Source organism: Brachybacterium phenoliresistens (assembly GCF_000576425.1).
Lineage (GTDB): Bacteria > Actinomycetota > Actinomycetes > Actinomycetales > Dermabacteraceae > Brachybacterium > Brachybacterium phenoliresistens.
This window is the reverse complement of record NZ_KK069994.1, coordinates 89,229-110,348: the sequence shown is the minus strand read 5'-3', so window position 1 is coordinate 110,348 and position 21,120 is coordinate 89,229. Positions and strand designations below refer to the sequence as shown.

Here is a 21,120-nt window from a genome sequence, read left to right as displayed (position 1 = left end):
CGGCAGCGGCCTGGCGGCCACCGGGTACGGGATCGTCGGGGGATCTGCACGAACCGCACACAGGACGATGAGCTTCCTTTTGCCGGCCACTTCCTAGGATGTCCCCATGACGGAGCACAACTCCGGTCGCGGGCGCCGACGTGCGTCCGGCGCCCGGCAACGCAGGGCGCCGCGTCCCGCACCGGCGACACCGCCGGTCCCCCCGGACCAGACGCGCGCCGCGCGCGACGCCGCGTTCGGCACCGCCCGCCGCACGTGGATGGACCAGAAGGCGGACGCCTCGCCGTCCGAGCCGCCTCGGCCCCCCGCCGACGAGGGCCGCGCGCCGGCCCCTGCCCCGGGATCCTCTGCCCCGCAGTCGACCGTCCCGGGATCCTCCGTCCCGGAGTCGCCGGCCGCGCCGGCGGGCCCGGAGACCGTGCCGCTGCCCCCGGTGCCCGACGAGCAGCCCGCATCCCGCCCGGATGCCGCCGGAGCCTCGTCGCGCCGCGCCGCGCAGACCGCCCCGCAGATCGTCCCCGGGCGCCCCTCCGAGGCCACCGCCTCTCCGGCCTCCCCCTCGGCGGCTGAGCCGTCCCCCGTCGTGCCCACCGCCGGCGCCGCCGCCATGAGCACGCGCCGCGCCTTCCCCGCCGCCGCCGCGGGCAGCGGCGCCGCGGCCCGGTCGGGTCAGGACGACGACGCTCCCACCCGCCCGACCCCGGTCGTCCCCGAGGCATCCGCGACCGCCGGGCGGCCCGAGGCCTCGGACGCGGCCGCGGACACCGCCCCGCGACCCCGCGGTCGACGGGCCCGCGAGCTCTCGCCGGAGGAGCGCGACGCATGGGCCGTGCCTCCGCCGGACCTCGCCGCCTTCGCGAGCACGCCGGAAGCTGCCGCGCCGGCCCCCGCATCGCCCGAGCCCTCGGAGTCCGTGCCCGCCTCGCCCGCGCCTGAGGGGTCCGTGCCCACGGCCTCCGTGCCCGCGGCCTCCGCGCCCCGGCCCGCGGCCGGCGAAGCCGACGACGCGCAGCCCCCGGCGCAGGGCGGGCCCGCGGTCGCCGCGGCGGCCGCTGCGGCGCCGGCACCGACGTCGGCCGCTGCGGCATCGGCCTCCGGGGCGCCGGCGACCGGTGCTGCGGCATCGGCCTCCGAGGAGCCGTCGGGCGGCCGGCTGCGCGTGCCCGCCCTGTGGACCCTGCTCTCGGCCGTCGTGCCGGGCGCCGGCCTGATCCCGACGCGGCTGCGACGGGTCGGCATCCTGCTCACGGCCGTGTTCGTCGTCGCCGCGGTCGCGCTCGGCGCCTGGCTGCTGCTGGCCGATCCCACCCGTGCCCTGCTCTCGCTCGCCACGGACCGCACCTTCGTGGTGGCGCTGATGGTGGTCTCGGGCCTGGTCGGGGTGGTCTGGGTTCTCCAGATCATCGCCACCAACCTCGCGCACACGACGCGTCAGGGGCTCACCGGCGCCAAGCGCGGCATCTCCCTCGTGCTGGCCCTGGTGATGGTCATCGCGGTCGCCCTCCCCTTCGGCCGCGGGGTCCAGTCCCTGTGGGCCGCGCAGGGCCTGCTGGGCAACCAGACCGTCTTCGGCGGGGCGACGGAGGACTCCCTGGACCAGCCCGATCCCTGGGCCGGCCGGGGCCGCGTGAACATCATGCTGCTGGGCCAGGACGCCGGCGCGGACCGCACCGGCACGCGTCCGGACACGATCATGGTCGCCTCGATCGACACGGCCACCGGCCGCACGGCCCTGTTCTCGATCCCTCGCAACCTGCAGTACGTGGAGTTCCCGGAGGGATCCGCCGCGGCGAAGGAGTTCCCCGACGGCTTCGACTACTTCGGGCGCAACGAGAACCTCATCAACGCCGTGTGGACCTGGGCGGAGGACCGCCCGGACCTCTACCCCGGGGACCCGTCCCCCGGCCTGACCGCCACCACGCAGGCCGTCTCGGAGACCCTGGGCCTGGACATCGACTACTACGCGATGGTCAACCTGCAGGGCTTCGAGGACCTCGTCGACGCGATCGGCGGTGTCAAGATGGAGGTCGAGCGCCGCATCCCCATCGGCGGCGGCACCAACCAGTCCACCGGACGCAAGTACCCCATCAGCGGCTACATCGAGCCGGGCTGGCAGGAGCTGGACGGCTACACGGCGCTGTGGTACGCCCGCTCCCGCGAGGGCTCGGACGACTTCAACCGCATGTGCCGCCAGCAGCGGATCGTCCGCGTGGTGACCGAGGAGGCCGATCCCGCGACCCTAGCCCTGTCGGTGCCGGGGCTGGTCACCGCCACCGAGCGGAACATCGAGACGAACATCCCCTCGACGCAGCTGAGCGCCTTCGTCGACCTGGGCATGCGGATCAAGAAGGCCGGGTTCACCTCGTACCCCATCACCACCGAGGTCACGAACCCCGGACGGCCGGACTACGACTACATCGAGCAGTGGGTGCAGGCGTCGATCGAGGACTCCATGTCGCAGGTCGCTCCGGAGTCGGTGCGCGGCGAGGACCCCTCCGCCGAGCCGACCGCCCCGGCGGAGCCCTCGGCCCCGGCCGACTCCTCCACGGCGACCACGACCCCGACCGAGGAGCCCAGCGCCGAGGAGACCACCGAGGAGCAGACCACCACGCCGGAGGACGCGGAGACCTCGCAGGAGGCCACCGAGGAGCCGGTCATCGTGGCCGATCCCCTGAAGTCCTGCATGCCCGGCCAGGCGGAGGGCACGGGCTGAGCGACGGCTCCCGGCCCTCCGCCGGGGTCACACCAGCTGCAGCAGGGCGTTCTCGATCAGCTCCGGCATCGCGGGATGGATCCAGTACTGGGTGGCGGCGATGTCGCGGGGGCGCTGCCCCGTGCTCATCGCCTGCGTGATCAGCTGGATGAGGCTCGTCGCCTCGGGGCCGATGATGTGCGCGCCCAGGAACAGCTCGCTGTCCGCGTCCACGATGATCTTCGCGAAGCCCGTGGTGTCCTCCATCGCCCAGCCGTAGGCGATCGAGGCGTACTCCTGCACGGCCACGCGCACCGTGCGGCCGGAGGCGCGGGCCTCCTTCTCGGTCATGCCGACGGCTGCGACCTGCGGGCTGGAGAACACGCCGTAGGCGACGGGCATCTCGTCCGAGCGGCGCAGCGCCTCGGGATGGCGCAGGTTGTGGCGCACGATGCGCAGCTCGTGGTTGGCCACATGCTTGAGCTGGTGGGGGCTGGAGACGTCCCCGAGCGCCCAGGCGCCGGGCAGCACCTCGCCGCCGGCGAGCACCCGCTGGTACGCATCGACCTCGATGCGGCCGTCCCCGCTCACGTCGATGCCGGCGGCCGCCGCGTCCACCAGGTCGGCGTTGGGGGTGCGGCCCGTGGCGACGAGCAGCTCCTCGGCGCGGATCGTCGCGGCGGCGCCGCCGCGCTCCCCGTGCAGGCGCACGCCGTCGTCGTCGCGCTCGACGCGGGTGGCATGGAACCCGGTGACCACGTGCATCCTCGCGGAGAGCACCTCGGTCAGGCGGGCGGAGACGTCGTCGTCGGCCCGGCGCAGCAGCCGGTCGCCGCGGGCGATGATCGTGACCTCGACGCCGAAGGAGGCGAGCACGTGCGCGAGCTCGGCGGCGATGACGCCGGAGCCGAGGATCGCGATCGAGGCCGGCAGCTCGTCGATCCGCATGATGGTGTCCGAGGTCAGCGGCCGGGCCTCGGCCAGCCCGGCGATCGGCGGCATGGCGGGACGGGACCCGGCGCCGATCACCACGGTGCCGGCGCTGATCTCCTCGGTGCCGCCGTCGGCGAGCTCGACCCGCAGGTGGTGCAGGCCCTCGGACGCCGGTCGGGTGAAGCGGGCGGTGCCGCGCAGCAGGGTGAGGTTCGCGTTGTCCTCGTGGTGGGCGCGGTAGTCCTCGCCTCCGGCGCTGATCGGGTCGATGCGCCCGAAGATGCGGTCGCGCACGTCCCGCCAGCGGACGGCGTCGAGGGTCTCGTCCACGCCGAAGCGGCTGGAGCGGGCGGGGGCGGAGGCCAGGTTCGCGGTGTGCACGAACATCTTGGTGGGGATGCACCCGAGGTTCAGGCAGGTCCCCCCGAACCGGTGCTCGGGGCCGACGCCGCGGTCGATCTGGACGATCGTGGTCTCGGAGAGGTCCGGACCGGGCAGCGAGTTCGCGGAGCCGGATCCGATCAGGGCGATGTCGTAGTGGGTCACCGCCCCAGGCTAGTCGGGCAGAAGTCCGCGCGGTCGGTCACATCGACGGGCATCGGCACGTCATGATGGTGACCGGGGGCCGTGCGCAGGGCCGGGCCCGACGTTTCCGTGCAGGAGGACCGATGTCCGATCCGTCGACCGATACCCGTCCGATCTCCGCCGACGCCCACGACATGATCCGTGTGGAGGGCGCGCGGGAGAACAATCTGCGGGAGGTGAGCATCGCGATCCCCAAGCGCCGGCTCACGGTGTTCACCGGTGTGTCCGGCTCCGGGAAGAGCTCCCTCGTGTTCGGGACCATCGCGGCGGAGTCGCGACGCCTGATCGACGAGACCTACTCGACCTTCGTGCAGGGCTTCATGCCCTCGCTCCCCCGGCCCGACGTGGACCGGCTCGAGGGGATCACGACCGCGATCCTCGTGGACCAGGAACGGCTGGGCGCGAACGTGCGCTCGACCGTCGGCACGGTGACCGATGCCAACGCGATGCTGCGCCACCTGTTCAGCCGGATCGGCGACCCCTACGTCGGCCCGCCGACGGCCTTCGCCTTCAACGTGCCCACCTCGATCGCGACCGGTGTCATGAGCACCCGGCGGGCCGGCGGCGAGGTCGAGAAGAAGAAGGTCCGGGAGCAGGTCTACCTCGGCGGGATGTGCCCGGAGTGCGAAGGGCGCGGCACCGTCTCCGACCTGGACCTGTCGGTGATCGTGGACGAGTCGAAGTCCCTGAACGAGGGCGCGATCCTGGTGCCCGGCTACAAGGCCGACGGCTGGATGGTCCGCGGCTTCTCCGAGTCCGGCATGCTCGACGGCGACAAGCCGATCCGCGACTACACCGAGACCGAGCGCCACGACTTCCTGCACCGCGAGAAGGGGAAGATCAAGGCGCTGGGGATGAACATGACCTACCAGGGCCTGATCCCCAAGCTGCGCGAGTCGATGTTCTCCAAGGACCCCGCCTCCCTGCAGCCGCATGTGCGCCGCTTCGTGGAGTCCGCCGCCGTGTTCACGGCCTGCCCGGCCTGCGAGGGGACCCGCCTCACGGAGGCGGCGCGGTCCTCCCTCATCCGCGGCGCGAGCATCGCGGACGTGTGCCGCATGCAGATCACCGACGCCGCCGAGTGGGCCCGCGGCATCGAGGACCCCTCCGTCGCCCCGCTGGTGCGCAGCCTGCTGCACCTGTTCGACAAGTTCGTGGAGATCGGCCTGGGCTACCTCTCCCTGGAGCGCCCCTCGGGGACCCTCTCGGGAGGCGAGTCGCAGCGCGCGAAGATGATCCGCCACCTGGGCTCCGCCCTGACCGACGTCACCTATGTGTTCGACGAGCCGACCATCGGCCTGCACCCCCACGACATCCAGCGCATGAACCGCCTGCTGCTGGAGCTGCGGGACAAAGGCAACACCGTGCTGGTGGTCGAGCACAAGCCGGAGACCATCGCGATCGCCGACCACGTCGTCGACCTGGGCCCGCGGGCCGGTTCCGAGGGCGGCACCGTCTGCTACGAGGGCAGCTTCGACGGGCTGCGCTCGAGCGACACCCTCACCGGGCGCCACCTCGAGGACCGGGTCCGGCCCAAGGACGAGGTCCGCACCGCCCGCGGAGCCCTCGAGATCCGCGGGGCCCACCAGAACAACCTCCAGGACGTGGACGTCGATGTGCCCACGGGCGTGCTGACCGTCGTCACGGGCGTCGCCGGCTCCGGCAAGAGCTCCCTGATCCACGGGCATCTCGCGGGCCGCGAGGACGTGGTCGTCGTCGACCAGAGCGCGATCACCGGGTCCCGCCGCTCCAATCCCGCGACCTACACCGGGATCCTCGAGCCGATCCGCAAGGCCTTCGCCAAGAAGAACGACGTCGCCCCGGGGCTGTTCAGCGCCAACTCCACGGGCGCCTGCCCCACCTGCAAGGGCAACGGCCGCATCTTCACCGAGCTCGGCTTCATGGAGACGGTCGAGACCCCCTGCGAGGACTGCGGCGGGCTGCGGTTCATGGCCGAGGTCCTCGAGTACCGCCTGGGCGGCCTGAACATCGCCGAGGTGCTGGACCTGTCGGTCAGCGCGGCCACGGAGGTCTTCGGCTCCGGGGAGGCGAGGATCCCGGCCGTGAAGAAGGTCCTCGGCCATCTCGAGGACGTGGGCCTGGGATACCTGCGCCTGGGCCAGCCGCTGAACACCCTCTCCGGCGGCGAGCGCCAGCGGCTCAAGCTCGCCATCCGGATGGGCGAGAAGGGCGCGGTGCTGGTCCTGGACGAGCCCACCACCGGCCTGCACCTGGCCGATGTCCGCCAGCTCCTGGGCCTCCTGGACCGCCTGGTCGACGGGGGTCGGACGGTGATCGTCATCGAGCACCACCAGGCGGTGATGGCCCACGCCGACTGGATCATCGACCTGGGGCCGGGCGCCGGTCAGGACGGCGGCCGCGTGATCTTCGAGGGTAGGCCGGCGCAGATCATCGCCCAGCGCGCGGGGCTGACCGGGGAGCACCTCGCCCGGTACGTCGGGGACTGAGCCCTCACTGCAGGCCGCGGCGCAGCAGCGCCTCCAGCGCCGCGACGGCGTCCGGATCGCCGGTCACGTCGACCGACTCCGCGCCGCCGGCCAGCGCCTCGAGGGCGAGGCCGCGCCCCCAGGTCCACAGGTACAGCGCCACGGGGCTCCCGGTCGCCTCGGCGCGGGGCAGCTCGCGCAGCGCGGTGCCGGGGGCGAGGTCCTGGTCGGGGGCTCGGCGGGCGACGACGATGTCCTCCTCGTCCTCCCCGGTCGCCGCGGCGCGGCTGAGCTCGACGAAGGTCTCAGGGCCGCCCTGCGGTCGCAGCACCAGCAGGGCGACGGGGACGACGGCGCGCTGCATGGACGTCCACTGGTGGTCCGCCTCCCACATCACGTCCGCGCAGTGGGCGATCCCGTCCACGGCGACCTCCTCGCCGGGCTCCGTCACCGCCTGCCCGCAGGTCAGCTCGGCATCGACGCGGTGCATCGTCGCCTCGTGGAGCTGCATGCGCCGGGTGAAGCCGAGCGACTGGTCCGAGGACAGCCAGCTCCACGCCGGCTCCTCGTCCGCGCGCGTCCCGAGCTGGGCGAGCAGGGCCGCGGTCGCCTCGGCGCGGGCGGCGGCCAGGGCCTCGGGGTCCTTCGGCGGCGGCTCGAGCGAGCTCTCGAGCGCTTCGATCTGGGCATCGGTGGAGGCTCGGGATGCGAGCACCTCCGCCCAGAAGCCGTGGACCTGCGTCACGTGGGCCAGCAGCTCCGCCGCGTCCCAGCCGGGGCAGGTCGGGACGGCGGCGGCGGGGTCGGCACGGACGAGGAGGTCGGCGAGGCGCTGCGACTCCCGGCCGATGAGCGTGGTGGCATCCATCCCCCGAGGATTCCACCGCGTGATCCAGCGCACAAGGGAATACGCGCCGACGGGATCGAACCGCCCCCTGCGCCACCGAGCGACCGCGACCACGGAGGCGGCCCCCCCGGGTGCACCCGCCCGGCCAGCCGTGCACGACGGCCCCGCGCTCCCCAGGTGCCGGGCGGAGGAAACGAGAGCGACGCCTAGCGGCCTCGCGCATTCCGGCTCGGGACCATCGGCCACACCACGAGCACAGCGCAGGCCAGCGGTCCAGCAAGGAGAGTCGCCAGGAACCAGCGCCAGCCCGAACGTCCGCGCGACTGAGCCAGGCCTCCCGAGAGAATCGCAATACTGATCCAGACCAGCAGGAACAACCCCACAAAGCCGTCGCCGTTCATTCTTCTCCTTCGACATGACTGCTGGGAGACAGAGAACGCGCCGGTGGATGTCGTGAGCACAGCCTCGGCGTGAGTACTCCCACCGGGTATTTCCCCTCCGAGCACCGTGGACGCCTCATCCGCCTGCAGTGTAGCGATCCTGCCTTTCGGCGCGGTCGAGTGTTCGTGCTCGTCGAGGGAGCGGTCATCGCGAGCAGCGGCGCCGGTACGCTGAGGGCAGCGCCCCCTTGGGCGCGGCGGCCGGGACGACCCGGCCGGGCACGGCATGCAGGGACGACCCTGCGGAACAGGACCCCACGGTCATGCCCGCTCCCGCCGCCGCGCTGCGCTCCCTCCTCACCCCGGCCGTCCTCCTCCGCCTCGTGCTGGGCTGGGGAGCCGTCGCCGCCCTGTCCTCCCCCGCCCTCGCCGCTCTGCCCTCCCTGCCCGCCTCGGCCCTCGCCGGCCTGCTCGCCGAGATCATCGCCGTGATCGTGCTGTGCGCCTTCGGCGTCGTCCACCAGGCGGAGCACCTGGCCCACCGGCTCGGCGACCCCTACGGCTCCCTCGTGCTGACGCTGTCCATCGTGCTCATCGAGGTGGTGCTCATCGTCGCGGTGATGCTGGGACCGGGCGAGCACGCCACCATCGCCCGGGACTCCGTCACGGCCGTGGCGATGATCATCATGAACCTGGTGATCGGCCTCTGCCTGGTGGCGGGCGGCATCCGCCACGGCGCTCTGGCGCATCGCCGCGCCGGGACCTCCGCCTATCTCGCGATGATCCTCGTGCTGGGCGCCCTGGGGCTCGCCGCCCCCACGGTCCTGGGCACCGCCGGGTCCCTCGGCACCGGCCAGGGGGTCGCGGTCCTCGTCCTCACCGCCGGGACCTACGCCGTCTTCCTCGCCCGGCAGATGGGCCCGCAGTCCGGAGACTTCCGGGAGGCGACAGGGACCGGTTCCGCCGCGTCCGCCCCGGGGCCCGGCCCCGGGGGCGGGAGCGGCGTCGGCGCGGTGCTGCGCGAGCATCGCGGCGAGGTCCTGGGCCGCCTGGCCCTGCTGGTGGCCGCCGTGCTGCCCATCGTCCTGCTCTCCCATGACATGGCCGCGATGCTCGAGGACGGCCTGACCCGGCTGGGGGCTCGCCCGGCGCTGGCCGGGCTGGTCATCGCGATGATCGTGTTCCTGCCCGAGTCGATCACCGCCGTCCGGGCGGCGCTGGCCGGGCAGATGCAGCGGGCGGTGAACCTGTGCCACGGCGCGCTGGTCTCGACGGTCGGCCTGACCGTCCCGGCGGTCCTCGGGATCGGGATGCTCACCGGGCAGCGGGTCGTGCTCGGCGAGAGCGCGGAGAACCTGATGCTGCTGGGCATCACGCTGATGCTGAGCGCGGTCACCTTCTCCTCGCGGACGGTCGGCGCGATCCACGGCACGGCCCACCTGGCCGTGTTCGCCCTGTACGTGCTGGCGCTGACCACGGGCTGACCCGCGACGGTCCGCCGGAGCACCGCCGCGCCGGTCCGCGCGCCCCGGGAGGGGAGCACGGACCGGCGCGGCGGCGGGAGGGTCGGACCGGGAGGGTCAGACCGCGAGGGTCAGGCCGGGACACGCTCGGCGGAGTCCTCGCGGGCCTCGGCGCGCGCCGCCTCCTGCTCCTCCTGGATGGCCGAGAAGGAGGTGCGGCGCGTCGCGTCGTAGCGCGCGCGATCCAGGATCTTCTCGCGCTTCGCGACGATGACCGGCACCAGCGACTGTCCCGTGACGTTCAGGGCGGTGCGGCCCATGTCCAGGATCGGGTCGATCGCCAGCAGCAGGCCCACGCCCTCCAGCGGCAGGCCCAGGGTGGACAGGGTCAGGGTGAGCATGACGGTCGCGCCGGTCATGCCGGCGGTCGCCGCGGAGCCGAGCACCGAGACCAGCACGATCAGCAGGTAGTCGGTGACCCCCAGCTGCACGCCGTAGAAGTTCGCCACGAAGATCGCGGCCAGCGCCGGGTAGATCGCGGCGCAGCCGTCCATCTTGGTGGTCGCGCCCAGCGGCACGGCGAAGGAGGCGTAGTGGCGCGGCACGCCCATGCGCTCGGTGACGGTCTGCGTCATCGGCATGGTCCCCAGGGAGCTGCGCGAGACGAACCCCAGGGAGGTCGCCGGCCACACGCCGCGGAAGAACGAGCCGATGCTCAGGCCGTTGGCCTTCAGCAGGACCGGGTAGACGACGAGCAGCACCAGCAGCATGCCGATGTAGACATCGGCCACGAACACGCCGAGCTGCCCGATGGCGTCCCAGCCGTAGCTGGCCACGGCATTGCCCAGCAGGCCGACGGTGCCGATCGGCGCGAGGCGGATGACCCACCACAGCAGCTTCTGCACGATCTCCAGCGCGGAGGAGGTGAAGCGCAGGAACGGCTCGGCCTTCTCGCCGATGGACAGCACAGCGACGCCGACGGCGATGGAGATGACCAGGATCTGCAGGGCGTTGAAGCTCAGGGAGACGGAGCCGTCATCGCCCGCGCTCCCGGTGATCCCGAGGAAGTTCGCGGGCACGAGGCCGGTGAGGAAGTCGAGCCAGCCGCCCTGGGTCGAGGATGCCTGGGCCGCGGAGGCGTCCACGCCGGTGCGGTGCCCGGGCCCGGTCACGGCACCCAGGCCGATGCCGATGACCACCGCGATCAGGGAGGTGATCGCGAACCACAGCAGCGTCTTCCAGGCCAGGCGCGCCGCATTGGTGACCTGACGCAGGTTGGCGATGGAGGTGACGATCGCGAGGAAGATCAGCGGCGGCACGAGCGCCTTCAGCAGCGTCACGAAGGTTCCGCCGATGGTCTGCAGCGTGGTGGTCAGCCAGTTGGGACCGTCGCCGCCGTCCTCGCCGGCGCCCGGGACGGGGCCGATGCTCGCGGCGACGAGGCCCAGGGCCACGCCGAGCGCGAGCCCGATGAGGACCTGCCATCCGAAGGGGATGCGCGCGAGGGCGCGCAGGGGGTTGCGGGAGGGCGCCGGAGCGGCCGGCGCGGACGAGGAGGTGTTCACGGGCCGCGACGCTACTCCGGGGTCACGACCCCTTTCAACAGTTTGGCCTGTGGGTCACATAAGCCCAGCTTCGCGCGCCGCGCGGATGGCCAGCGCGGGGACCCCGCAGAACCCGGGGCCATGCCCCGCGCCGCTCGGGCAAATCCTGAGGACGTGATCCTTCCGATGGCCCGCGGGAGCTCCTGCGGCCCACGCGGCCGCGTCGGTGCCGATAGGCTGAGGCGCGCTCCGGCGCGAGGACTCCGGTCCGGGCGAGACCAAGGGATTCGATCGGCGCGCGCAGCGGCCGATCGGGCGTGCTCAGGTCTCGCACCCGGGCCGAGGACGTCCGCGGAAGCGGACGGACATCTCTGGACCACGGCGGGCCGAGGCGATCGGCCCGCCGTGTCCGCGTCCGGTGCACGCGCGCTCCCCGCCGGGCCGCTCCCGGGCCGCGCCGCTCAGGGGTAGGCGACGAAGTCCAGCTCTTCGAAGCGGGCGACCTCGCTCTGCCACCGCTCGGCGACGAATCCCCGATGGTCCGGGTGCGCGTCGTACGCCGCGTAGGCCTCCTCGTCGGCGAAGCTCATGGCGAACTGGAACCGGAAGTCGCTCTTGGGGCTGACCTGGCGCGAGACGGTGAAGTCCGTGACGCCCGGGATCGCGCGCAGCAGCTCCGGCCCGCGGGTGAGGAAGTCCTGCTCCTCCGGGGATCCCGGGGCGTGGACGAGGGTGAAGGCGACGGTGTGACGGATCATGCCCGCACCGTATCGGGGTGCGCCGGAGCGGACGGGATCGGACCGGCCGCCGGACCGGCGGGGCCCGCGCACTATCCTGGCCATCCCGACCCGGAGGTCCCGATGAGCAGCCTGCACGCCCTTCTGTCCCGCCACGTCGCACAGGGCACCATGCCGGGGGTCGTCGCGTCCTACGGCACGGACCTCGACCCCCTCGTCCTCGGCGCCACGGGCCCCGACGGCCCCGCCCTCACCGCGGACGCGATCTTCCGGATCCAGTCGATGACCAAGGCGATCACCGCCGTCGCGACCCTGCGGCTGGTCCAGGAGGGCGTGCTCGACCTCGACGAGCCGGTCGCCTCCTGGCTGCCGCAGCTGGCCGCGCCGCGGGTGCTCCGTGCGCCCGATGCCCCGCTCGAGGACACCGAGCCGCTGCGCCGCCCGATCACCGTCCGGCACCTGCTGACCTGCACCTCCGGCGTGGGGATGATGACCACCGACTCCCCGCTGAAGCGCGCGATGATCTCCGCGCAGGTCGAGGCCGGCGCCGAGCCGGTGGCCCTCGACGCCGGCGCCTGGCTGGACGCCCTGGCCTCCCTGCCGCTCGCCTTCCAGCCCGGGGAGGGCTGGCGCTACCACCACTCCTTCGGCCTGCTCGGGATCCTGCTGGGACGCGCGGGCGGAGGGAGCACCGCCCAGGTCCTGCGGCGGACGGTCCTCTCCCCCGCCGGCATGGTCGACACCGGCTTCAGCGTCCCGCCCGAGCAGGTGCATCGGCTGCTGCCGGCGTGGCGCCGCACCCCCGCGGGCTTCGAGCAGACGGAGCCGGCGGCGGCCGGGTTCTCCGCGGCGCCGGCCCCCTTCGACGTGAGCCACAGCGAGCTCGTCTCGACCCTCGCGGACGTCCACGCCTTCCTGCGCGCCCTGCTCGACGGCCGCCTGATCGACCCCGATCTGCTCGCGGAGATGCGCCGCGACCAGATCGATGCGGGCATCAAGCGCGAGGACAGCTTCTTCCCCGGCTTCTGGGAGTCCGGCGGATGGGGCTTCGGGGTCGGCGTCACCACGGCCGGCCCCCACCGCGGGCGCTTCGGCTGGTCCGGCGGCCTGGGCACGGACTTCTTCGTCGACCCCGACGGCACCTGCTGCCTCCTCATGATGCAGGTCGAGATGGACGAGCCGGTCTTCGGCCTGCTCGGAGAGCTGCAGGAGGTCGACGCCCCCTGAGCTCTCCCATCCGCCGGGTCTAGCATCGCCGCGTGGACATCTCCGCCGCCCGCGAGGGCATCTCCCGCCTGGACGCCCTGGGGCCGCGGCTGACCGGGAGCCCGGCCCACGAGGCGCTGATCGACGACATCGTCGCGCGGCTGCGGGAGCTGGACCTGCCCGTGCACACGGACGAGCACCGCTTCACCCGCTGGGACCCGCCGAGCGCCTCCGACATCGTCCTCGAGATCGAGGCCGAGGCCGGTGCCGATGCCGGCGCCCCCGCCCGGACCGGTCCCGCACCCGCCCGACGGATCCCCGTCTCCGCGCCCCTGCACTACTCCGGCACCACGCCGGAAGGCGGCGTCCGCGGGCCGCTGCGCCATCTGGGAGGCCTGCTGCCGCGCTGGTCACGGGCCCGCGACGGGATAGCGGTGCTCGAGGTCGACAACCGTTCCTGGCCGATGGGCGAGGTCGTCCACGTCTGGGAGGGCTCCGAGCCGTGGCCCCGCGCCGAGCATCCGCTGCTGCCGGCGACCCTGCATGCCCTCGGCCTGGGCGCGGCCCGCCGCGCCGGGGTGCGCGCCGTGGTCCTCGCCTGGCGCGGCATCCGCGCCTCCGGCGCTCGGGACCAGGTCCTCCCGTTCACCCTCCCGTACCAGGACCTGCCGGCGGTCTTCGTCGCCGGAGCGGCCGCCGATGCCGTCGTCTCCGCAGCGCGCGAGCGCCGCCGCGCGCATCTGGCGCTGCCCGCCGCCCTGCACCCGGACACCCCCACCCGCACCGTATGGTCGGCGGTCGAGGGCTCCGAGCGTCCGCAGGAGACGATCCTGCTGGTCACCCACACCGACGGCCCCAACAGCGTGGAGGAGAACGGGCATCTGGCCCTGCTGGAGATCGCCGCATCCCTGCAGCGAACCCGACCCCGGCGCACCGTGGTGCTCGTCTTCACGACCGGCCACCTGCGCATCCCCGCCCTCACCGAGCACGGCCAGGCGACCACCCGGTGGCTGGCCGACCATCCCCGCTGGTGGAAGGGCGGGCACGGCAATCGCCGGGCCGTGGCCGGGCTCGCGATCGAGCACCTGGGAGCCCGATCGATGCGGGAGGACGGGGACGAGCTCTCCCCCACGGGGGCATCGGAGCCCGAGCTCCTGTATGCGACCACCCCGCAGCTGGCGGCGCTCGCCCGCAGGACCTGGCAGGGCGCGACGGACCGCCCCGTGCGCATCTCCCGCCCCGGGGCCCTGATCCACTTCGGCGAGGGCGAGCCGCTGTTCGAGGAGCTCATCCCCGCCGTCAGCCTCGTCACCGCGCCCCCGTACCTGCTCTCCGCGCGGGTCGAGGACTGCGTCGACCACGAGCTGCTGCTCCGGCAGGTCGCCAGCAGCGACCGCCTGCTGCGGGCGCTGGATGCCCTGGACGTCGCGGAGATCGGCGAGGTCGACCGGCCCGGAGCGCCCGCGAAGGCCGTCAGCGCGCTGCGGGTGGTGGCGGGAACCCTGGGGCGCTGACCGCCCGCGGCCCCGGCGGCCGCGGACCGCCACGGGCCGGCCCCGCGGGAACGTGAGCTGGAGCACGCCGCGGTGGACACACGTTGCCGCTGAGATAAGGCAACCCTAATCTGTTTTCGTGAGCACTGACACGCAGAATTCGCAGGCCCCGGCGGCCGTGGCGCCCCTGAGCGTGGCGACGCGACCGGGAGCCGCTGCCGCCGGACCGGATGCTGACGCCGGACCGGCCGCGCCGCTGCTGCGCGCGGAGTCCGTGACCCTCTCCTACGACGGCGTCCCCGCGGTGCACGAGGTGAGCACGCATCTCCACCCGGGCCGGATCACCGTGCTCATCGGCCCCAACGGCTCCGGGAAGTCCACGCTGCTGCGCGCCCTGGCCGGGCTGCACCCGACGCAGAGCGGGCACCTGGCCCTGGGCGATCGTCCGCTGGCGGCCCATCGGCCCCGGGAGCTGGCCCAGCGCCTGGCGCTGCTGGCCCAGCAGCGGCCGGTCCCCTCCGGATTCACCGTCCGCGACGTCGTCGAGTTCGGGCGGCATCCGCACCGCTCCCGCCTCACCGGCCACGACCCCGCCGGCCGCGAGGTCGTCGAGTCCGCGCTCGAGGCCACCACCCTCACGGACCTCGCCGACCGGACCGTGGAGACCCTCTCCGGCGGGCAGCTGCAGCGGGTCTGGCTGGCCTCGTGCCTGGCGCAGGACCCCGAGGTGATGCTGCTGGACGAGCCCACCAACCACCTGGACCTGCGCCATCAGGTCGAGCTGCTGCGCCTGGTGCGCCGGCTCGCCCGGGAACGCGGCCTCGCCGTCGGCCTGGTCCTGCACGATCTGCAGCACGCCGCGGCGCTCGCCGACGAGGTGATCCTCCTGGAGGAGGGCCGCGTCGTCGCGGCGGGCCCGCCGGCCGCGGTGATGACCTCCGCGCGCCTCACCCGGACCTACCAGGTCCCGGTGCAGGCCGTGACGGACCCCCGCTCCGGCACCGTGCGCATCGAGACCCTCACGCTGCTCGACGAGGTCGAGGACCTGCCCGCCCTGTCGCTCTGACCGTCCGCCCCGGGCCGCCCGCGGCCCCGGCGATCACCGCGCGCCGCGATCCCGCGCACCGCGCATCCCACCCCCTCCCGGAGGAACACCATGACCGCTCCCCGCTTCTCCCGCCGCCTCGCCCTGTCCGGCGCGGGCCTCGGCCTCGCCGGCCTGGGCCTGGCCGCCTGCGGCACCACCGACCCGGCGACCGACGCCACCACCGGCCCCGCCTCCGGCTCGGGGGCGGACCAGGCCTCCGGCGACGCCGGCACCGTCACGGTGACCAGCGGCGACGGCACCGAGGTCGAGGTGCCGGCGAACCCCACCGGCGTCGCGGGCCTGGAGTGGAGCGTCCTGGAGGACATCATCGCCGTCGGCGGCCCGCTCACCGGCGCCACCGACATCGAGGGCTACACCGCCTGGGGCACGAGCACGGCCCCGATCCCCGCCGGCGTCACGGAGCTCGGCACCCGCCGCGAGCCCAGCATCGAGACCATCGCGACCCTGGCCCCCGACGTCATCATCGGCACCGACAGCTCGATCCCCGAGACGGCGCTCGACCAGGTGCAGCAGATCGCGCCCGTGCTCACGATCCAGGCCCCCGTCGGCGACCGGCCGATCGAGATCATGCAGGAGAACCACCGCACCGTCGGCCTCGCCGTCGGCCGTCCCGACCAGGCCGAGGAGAACCTCCAGGCCTACGAGGCGCGCCTGGCCGAGGCGAAGGAGCAGCTCGCCGGCGTCACCGGCAGCTTCGTGTTCGTCAACGCCTCCGAGAACGCCGGCCAGATCCTCTTCCGCATGCACGGCACCCGCTCCCTCGCCGGGGCGGTGGCCGACGCCGCGGGCCTGACCAACGGCTTCACCGACCCCGGCGACGACGCCTGGGGCCTGGGCAGCTGGGACCTCGAGGCGATGGTCGCGAACCTCCCCGACGACGCCACCATCCTCAGCTGGACCGACCCGGCCGATGACCAGGTCGCCGCCTCCCTCACCGGCCAGAGCGCCTGGGAGTCGATCCCCGCCGTCGCCGAGGGCCGCCTGCACAACATCACCCAGATGTGGCCCTACGGCGGCCCCATCGCGATGATCCGCTGGCTCGACCTGCTCGTCGAGACGCTGGCATGACCCTCGCCCCGCAGCACGCCGCGACCCGGCCGGCGGGCGGGACCGGTGCCGCGACGGCGCCCGGCCCCGCCCGCCGCGCGCGGCGCTGGGGCGCCTACGGACTGCTGATGCTGGGGCTCGTCGCCGCCCTGGCCGTGCTGGGGGTGCTGAACATCGCCCAGGGCACCTCCGGCATGACCCCCGGGGAGGTGATCAGCGCCCTCCTCGGACGCGGCGACGAGCAGACGCGGGCCCTCGTGCTCACCACCCGGGTGCCGCGACTGCTGGCCGGGGCGGCGCTCGGCGCCGCCCTGGGCCTGTCCGGCGCGGCGCTGCAGACCCTCACCCGCAATCCGCTGGCCTCCCCGGACACCCTCGCCGTCAACGCGGGCGCCTTCTTCGCGCTCACCCTCGCCGCGGTGCTCGGGATCGGCATCGGCGGGATCACCGGATCGCTGCTCGCCTTCGCCGGAGGGCTCGCCGCGGCCGGGGCCACCATGCTCCTGACCCGCGGCGGATCCGATCCGGTGCGCCTCGTGCTGGGCGGCAGCGTGCTGGCCATGGCCATCGGGTCGCTCACCTCGATGCTGATCCTGCTGAACACCGAGTCCACCGAAGGGCTGTACAGCTGGGGCTCGGGCTCCCTCGCGCAGATCAGCTCGGCCCCGCTGCTGCAGGCCTCGCCGCTCCTCGCGGTGGGGGCCGTGGGCCTGTTCGCCTTGTCGCGGCGGCTGGACGTGCTGGCCCTGGGCGAGGACACCGCCCGCTCGCTCGGCGTGCCGGTGGCGCGGGTGCGCGTGCTCACCGTGTGCTGCGCGGTGGCCCTCGCGGCGGGCGCCGTGTCCGTGGTGGGGCCGCTCGGCTTCGTCGGCCTCGCCGCCCCCGCGGTGGTGCGGCTGCTGGGCGTGAAGGTCCAGGCCCTGCGCCGCAGCGCCGCCCTCATGGCCGCGGCCGCCCTGGCCGGGGCCGTCGTCTCCCTCGGGGCGGACGTCGCCCTGCGCTCGGTGCTCGGTGCGCTCGGCGCGCTCGACGTCCCCACCGGCGTCGCGACCAGCCTGCTGGGCGCCGCGGTGATGATCGTGATCGCCTTCCTCCTGGGCGACCGCCGGGGCGCGGGGCACGGCCGGGCCTCGACCCTCTCCTCCGCCGCCGGACTGCGCGCCCGGCTGGCCTGGTGGCGCCACCCCTACACGATCGTCGCGGCGCTCGCCCTGCTGATGGGGGCGCTGGTCGCCGGGCTGCTGCTGGGCGATGCGACGGTGCTCCTGGGCGACGTGGCCAACTGGCTGCGCGGCGCCGCGAGCGTCCGTCTGGAGATCGTGCTGTCCACCCGCTGGCCGCGGGTGGCGGTGGCGGCGGTCGCCGGCGCCTCCCTCGCCCTGTCCGGGGCGCTGGTCCAGGCGGTCACCCGCAACCCGCTCGCGGACCCCGGCCTGCTCGGCGTCAGCGCGGGCGCCGGCACCGGGGCGATCGTCTCCCTGCTCGTGCTGCCGGGCGTCGGATTCTCCGGCATCATCGCCGGCGCGCTGATCGGCGGGGGGATCGCCGCGGCCCTCACCCTGGGCCTGGGGCTGACCGGCGGGCGGGACGACACCACCCGCCTGGTCCTGGTCGGGCTCGGGGTCGGCACCGCCGCCCTGGCCCTCACCACCATGATCGTGGCCGGCACCGACCCCTACAACCAGGCGAAGGCCCTGACCTGGCTGGCCGGCTCCACCTACGGCGCGACGCCGGTCCACGCCCTCGTCGGCGCGGCCGTGCTGGTGGCGGCGTTCGCGCTCGCCCAGCACCTGGCGCGCAGCCTCGACCTCGCCCAGCTCGACGAGACCACCCCGGTGGTGCTCGGGGTGCGGATGGGCGGGCTGCGCTGGACGATCCTGGGGGTCTCGGTGGTCCTGGCCGCCTCCGCCACCGCGATCGTCGGGGTGATCGCCTTCGTGGGCCTCGTCGCCCCGCACGCCGCCCGGATGCTCACCGGCCCCCGGCACCGGTTCCTGCTGCTGCTCACCGTCCTGCTCGGCGCGACGCTGGTGGTGGTCGCCGATGTGCTGGGCCGCTCCCTCATCGCTCCCGGGCAGCTGCCCGCCGGGACGACGACCGCCGTCCTCGGGGCGCCGTACTTCCTGTACCTGCTCGCCCGCACCGGTCGTCTCCGCCGCGGCTGACGGCGCCCGCCGCCGGGCTCGCGGCGATCGACCCGGCGGAGCTGCTGAGCTGCTGAGCCGCGGATCCGCCGGTCAGCGGCGCCCGCGCCGCAGGTCCCCGGGCTCCGGGTCATGGCCCGGCTCCAGCAGCACGCCGCCGGTGCCCTCCGCCGCGAGCTCGTCCTCCGGGTTGTACAGGGCGCAGGCCTTGAGACTCAGGCACCCGCAGCCGATGCACCCGTCCAGCCGGTCCCGCAGCCGTTCGAGACGGTCGATCTGCTCATCCAGCCGCGGCCGCCACGCTCGGCTGAGCCGGTGCCAGTCCCGCTTCGTCGGGGTGCGGCCCTCGGGGAGGGAGGCGAGCGCCTCCCCGATCTCCTCGAGGCTGAGCCCGACGTTCTGGGCCGCGCGGATGAAGGCGACTCGGCGCAGGGTGGCCTGCTCGTAGCGGCGCTGGTTTCCGCTGGTGCGGTGGGAGCCGATGAGGCCGCGCTCCTCGTAGTAGCGCAGCGCCGAGGTCGCCACGCCCGCGCGCTCGGCGAGCTGGCCGATGGTCAGGTCGTGCACGGTGGTCATCGCGGGTCCTCCCCCGGGTCGTCCCGCGCCGCCCGCCCGCCGTGGTGCGGGCGTGACGTCTTGCGGGCTTGACTTCATGCGAGCTTGAGGTTCCAGGGTAGAGGGCATGACATCTCCCCAGATCCTCGGCGCGCCGCCGGTCACCCGCGAGCGCATCACGGCCCTCATGTCCCGCCTCACCGGCGACGAGAAGCACACCGTCGCCGCGACCTCCACCCTCGACGTCCTCCAGGTGCTCTACGGGAGGATCCTGCGCGTCTCCCCCGCCGCCGCCGATGATCCCGACCGCGACCGCTTCTACCTCAGCAAGGGCCATGGCCCGATGGCCTTCTACGCCGTCCTCGCCGCCCACGGCTTCTTCCCCGAGGACGTCCTGGACACCTTCACCGACTTCGACTCGCCGCTGGGCCTGCACCCCGACCGCCTGCTCGTCCCCGGTGTCGAGATCTCCAGCGGCTCCCTGGGCCACGGGCTGCCCCTCGCCGTCGGCGCGGCGCACGCCCTGCGCATCCGCCGGAGCCCCGCGCGGGTGATCGTGCTGGTGGGCGACGCGGAGCTCGACGAGGGCTCGTGCACGGAGGCGATCGAATACGCCGGCGGCATCGGCCTGGACGCCCTCACCCTCGTGGTGGTGGACAACGCCTCGTCCTCCTACGCCGTGCGGGGGCGCATCGAGCAGCGCCTGCGCGCGCACGGATGGGACGCCCTGCGCGTCGACGGCCGCGACCACGCCCGGCTCGAGGAGGCGCTGTCGCGCCGCGTCCCCGGCAGGCCGAACGCCGTCATCGCCCAGGTCGAGGACAAGGCGGAGGCCGCCCGATGAGCTCCACCGCCACCGCCCCCGCCGCCCTCTCCCCGCGGGCCCGCTTCGGCCGCACCGCCACCGACCTGCTCGCGGAGCGGGAGGACCTCGCCGTGGTGATCGCCGAGATCTCCGCCCAGCACCTCGAGGACGCCGCCCGGGCGCACCCCGAGCGGGTCATCAACGTCGGGATCCGTGAGCAGCTGCTGGTGGGCACCGGCGCCGGGCTCGCCCTGAACGGCATCCGGCCCCTCATCCACACCTTCGCCCCGTTCCTCGTCGAGCGGGCCTTCGAGCAGATCACCCTCGACCTCGCCCACCAGGGCGTCGGCGGGGTGCTGGTCGGCTCCGGCGGGTCCTTCGACATGTCCGGCGAGGGACGCACGCACCAGGGCCCGGCCGATGTCGCGCTCGCCGCGACGGTGCCCGGCATGGTGATCCACGCCCCCGCGACCTCCGACGAGGTCGAGGCGACCCTCCGCGCCGCCGCGGCCGACACCGGCCTGCACTACGTGCGCGTCTCCGACCGGGCGCAGCGCACGCAGATCCCGGCCGACGGCGCGATGCACGTCCTGCGCACGGGCAGCGCCGAGCGGGGCAGCGCCCGGCGGCCGCCGCTCACGCTGATCGCCCTGGGCACGGTGCGCGACGCGGCCCTCGAGGCAGCCCGCGCGCTGGATGCGACCCTGCTGTCCTCGACCACGGCGCTGCCGCTGGACGGCGCCGCCCTGCGCGCGCACGCCGGGGCCGAGGTCGTCGTCATCGAGCCATGGCTCGCGGGAACCTCCCTGGCCGCGGTCGCCGCCGAGCTCGACGATGCGCCGCGCCGCTTCCTGGGCATCGGCACCTCCCGCACGGAGCTGCGCCGCTACGGGACGCCCGCCCAGCACGAGGTCGCGCACGGCCTCGATGCCGCAGGGCTGGTGCGGCGCATCCGGGAATGGTCTCGCCCGACCGATTCCCCGCACCGCTGACGCGCGCGGCGAGCGCACGCTCCCCCTCCCCATGCAGAGTTCTCCACATTCTCGGAGGAAAGGCGCGAAACGCTCGACCTGCAGCCGTGCCCGCGATAGAATGAAGCACATCAGGGGAGGCGGTCACAGATTCCGTGCAGCA

At 74.1% G+C, this 21,120-nt stretch carries 15 protein-coding genes; 10 read left to right on the top strand and 5 right to left on the bottom strand.

All coding sequences use genetic code 11. The features are described 5' to 3' along the window. The first annotated feature begins 418 nt into the window (after positions 1-418). A complete protein-coding gene (locus tag BF93_RS09915; protein ID WP_232226308.1) occupies positions 419-2,713 on the top strand; it encodes an LCP family glycopolymer transferase in 2,295 nt (764 codons plus the stop codon). 27 nt (positions 2,714-2,740) lie between these two features. Here the strand turns inward: BF93_RS09915 and BF93_RS09910 are convergent, their stop codons facing one another. Beyond that, positions 2,741-4,171: a mycothione reductase gene (locus BF93_RS09910; RefSeq protein WP_038372348.1), complete on the bottom strand. Its 1,431-nt coding sequence runs from the start codon at positions 4,169-4,171 to the stop codon at positions 2,741-2,743. Between the two features lie 122 nt (positions 4,172-4,293). Here BF93_RS09910 and BF93_RS09905 point away from each other — a divergent pair, with 122 nt between their 5' ends. After that, the gene (locus BF93_RS09905) at positions 4,294-6,678 is read left to right on the top strand and encodes an ATP-binding cassette domain-containing protein (RefSeq protein ID WP_038372346.1); all 2,385 of its coding nucleotides are present in this window, start codon (positions 4,294-4,296) and stop codon (positions 6,676-6,678) included. A gap of 4 nt (positions 6,679-6,682) precedes the next feature. On the opposite strand, the gene BF93_RS09900 is transcribed toward BF93_RS09905, so the two are convergent. Beyond that, positions 6,683-7,525 (bottom strand): maleylpyruvate isomerase N-terminal domain-containing protein, encoded by an 843-nt coding sequence (locus BF93_RS09900; protein WP_038372345.1) that lies wholly within the window; start codon positions 7,523-7,525, stop codon positions 6,683-6,685. A 682-nt stretch (positions 7,526-8,207) separates the two neighbouring features. Between BF93_RS09900 and BF93_RS09890 the strand changes: the two genes are divergently transcribed. Continuing rightward, on the top strand, positions 8,208-9,368 hold the full coding sequence (locus tag BF93_RS09890) for a calcium:cation antiporter (protein ID WP_038372343.1): 1,161 nt from the start codon (positions 8,208-8,210) through the stop codon (positions 9,366-9,368). A 110-nt stretch (positions 9,369-9,478) separates the two neighbouring features. Here the strand turns inward: BF93_RS09890 and BF93_RS09885 are convergent, their stop codons facing one another. Together BF93_RS09885 and BF93_RS09880 are read right to left on the bottom strand one after the other, a co-directional pair. After that, positions 9,479-10,912, bottom strand: a complete 1,434-nt coding sequence (locus tag BF93_RS09885) for a dicarboxylate/amino acid:cation symporter (protein WP_084148440.1) — start codon at positions 10,910-10,912, stop codon at positions 9,479-9,481. 440 nt (positions 10,913-11,352) lie between these two features. Continuing rightward, positions 11,353-11,649 (bottom strand): Dabb family protein, encoded by a 297-nt coding sequence (locus BF93_RS09880; protein WP_038372342.1) that lies wholly within the window; start codon positions 11,647-11,649, stop codon positions 11,353-11,355. Between the two features lie 102 nt (positions 11,650-11,751). Between BF93_RS09880 and BF93_RS09875 the strand changes: the two genes are divergently transcribed. From BF93_RS09875 to BF93_RS09855, 5 genes are all read left to right on the top strand, one after another. Continuing rightward, complete coding sequence (locus tag BF93_RS09875) at positions 11,752-12,855, top strand: serine hydrolase domain-containing protein (RefSeq protein WP_038372341.1); 1,104 nt, start codon at positions 11,752-11,754, stop codon at positions 12,853-12,855. Positions 12,856-12,887: 32 nt separating this feature from the next. Beyond that, a complete protein-coding gene (locus BF93_RS09870; protein ID WP_038372340.1) occupies positions 12,888-14,348 on the top strand; it encodes a hypothetical protein in 1,461 nt (486 codons plus the stop codon). 118 nt (positions 14,349-14,466) lie between these two features. Further along, entirely contained in the window at positions 14,467-15,393 is a 927-nt protein-coding gene (locus BF93_RS09865; protein ID WP_232226306.1) for an ABC transporter ATP-binding protein, read from the top strand. A gap of 90 nt (positions 15,394-15,483) precedes the next feature. After that, positions 15,484-16,503 (top strand): ABC transporter substrate-binding protein, encoded by a 1,020-nt coding sequence (locus tag BF93_RS09860; protein ID WP_038372339.1) that lies wholly within the window; start codon positions 15,484-15,486, stop codon positions 16,501-16,503. Beyond that, positions 16,500-18,647: an iron ABC transporter permease gene (locus BF93_RS09855; protein ID WP_038372338.1), complete on the top strand. Its 2,148-nt coding sequence runs from the start codon at positions 16,500-16,502 to the stop codon at positions 18,645-18,647. Before BF93_RS09860 ends, BF93_RS09855 begins: the two co-directional genes overlap by 4 nt. Positions 18,648-18,719: 72 nt before the next feature. Here the strand turns inward: BF93_RS09855 and soxR are convergent, their stop codons facing one another. Beyond that, on the bottom strand, positions 18,720-19,202 hold the full coding sequence (soxR, locus tag BF93_RS09850) for a redox-sensitive transcriptional activator SoxR (protein WP_198025402.1): 483 nt from the start codon (positions 19,200-19,202) through the stop codon (positions 18,720-18,722). 106 nt (positions 19,203-19,308) lie between these two features. Between soxR and BF93_RS09845 the strand changes: the two genes are divergently transcribed. Beyond that, the gene (locus BF93_RS09845) at positions 19,309-20,025 is read left to right on the top strand and encodes a 1-deoxy-D-xylulose-5-phosphate synthase N-terminal domain-containing protein (RefSeq protein ID WP_051486813.1); all 717 of its coding nucleotides are present in this window, start codon (positions 19,309-19,311) and stop codon (positions 20,023-20,025) included. Beyond that, complete coding sequence (locus BF93_RS09840; protein WP_038372337.1) at positions 20,022-20,978, top strand: transketolase family protein; 957 nt, start codon at positions 20,022-20,024, stop codon at positions 20,976-20,978. The genes BF93_RS09845 and BF93_RS09840 overlap by 4 nt, the downstream gene beginning before the upstream one ends. Positions 20,979-21,120: the final 142 nt, after the last annotated feature.

Excerpts from the sequence above, each read along its gene's own strand:
- BF93_RS09875 (WP_038372341.1), top strand. The coding sequence starts at position 11,752 with ATGAGCAGCCTGCACGCCCTTCTGTCCCGCCACGTCGCACAGGGCACC.
- BF93_RS09845 (WP_051486813.1), top strand. The coding sequence starts at position 19,309 with ATGACATCTCCCCAGATCCTCGGCGCGCCGCCGGTCACCCGCGAGCGC.
- BF93_RS09890 (WP_038372343.1), top strand. The coding sequence starts at position 8,208 with ATGCCCGCTCCCGCCGCCGCGCTGCGCTCCCTCCTCACCCCGGCCGTC.
- BF93_RS09905 (WP_038372346.1), top strand. The coding sequence starts at position 4,294 with ATGTCCGATCCGTCGACCGATACCCGTCCGATCTCCGCCGACGCCCAC.
- BF93_RS09880 (WP_038372342.1), bottom strand. The coding sequence starts at position 11,649 with ATGATCCGTCACACCGTCGCCTTCACCCTCGTCCACGCCCCGGGATCC.
- BF93_RS09840 (WP_038372337.1), top strand. The coding sequence starts at position 20,022 with ATGAGCTCCACCGCCACCGCCCCCGCCGCCCTCTCCCCGCGGGCCCGC.
- soxR (WP_198025402.1), bottom strand. The coding sequence starts at position 19,202 with ATGACCACCGTGCACGACCTGACCATCGGCCAGCTCGCCGAGCGCGCG.
- BF93_RS09860 (WP_038372339.1), top strand. The coding sequence starts at position 15,484 with ATGACCGCTCCCCGCTTCTCCCGCCGCCTCGCCCTGTCCGGCGCGGGC.
- BF93_RS09855 (WP_038372338.1), top strand. The coding sequence starts at position 16,500 with ATGACCCTCGCCCCGCAGCACGCCGCGACCCGGCCGGCGGGCGGGACC.
- BF93_RS09900 (WP_038372345.1), bottom strand. The coding sequence starts at position 7,525 with ATGGATGCCACCACGCTCATCGGCCGGGAGTCGCAGCGCCTCGCCGAC.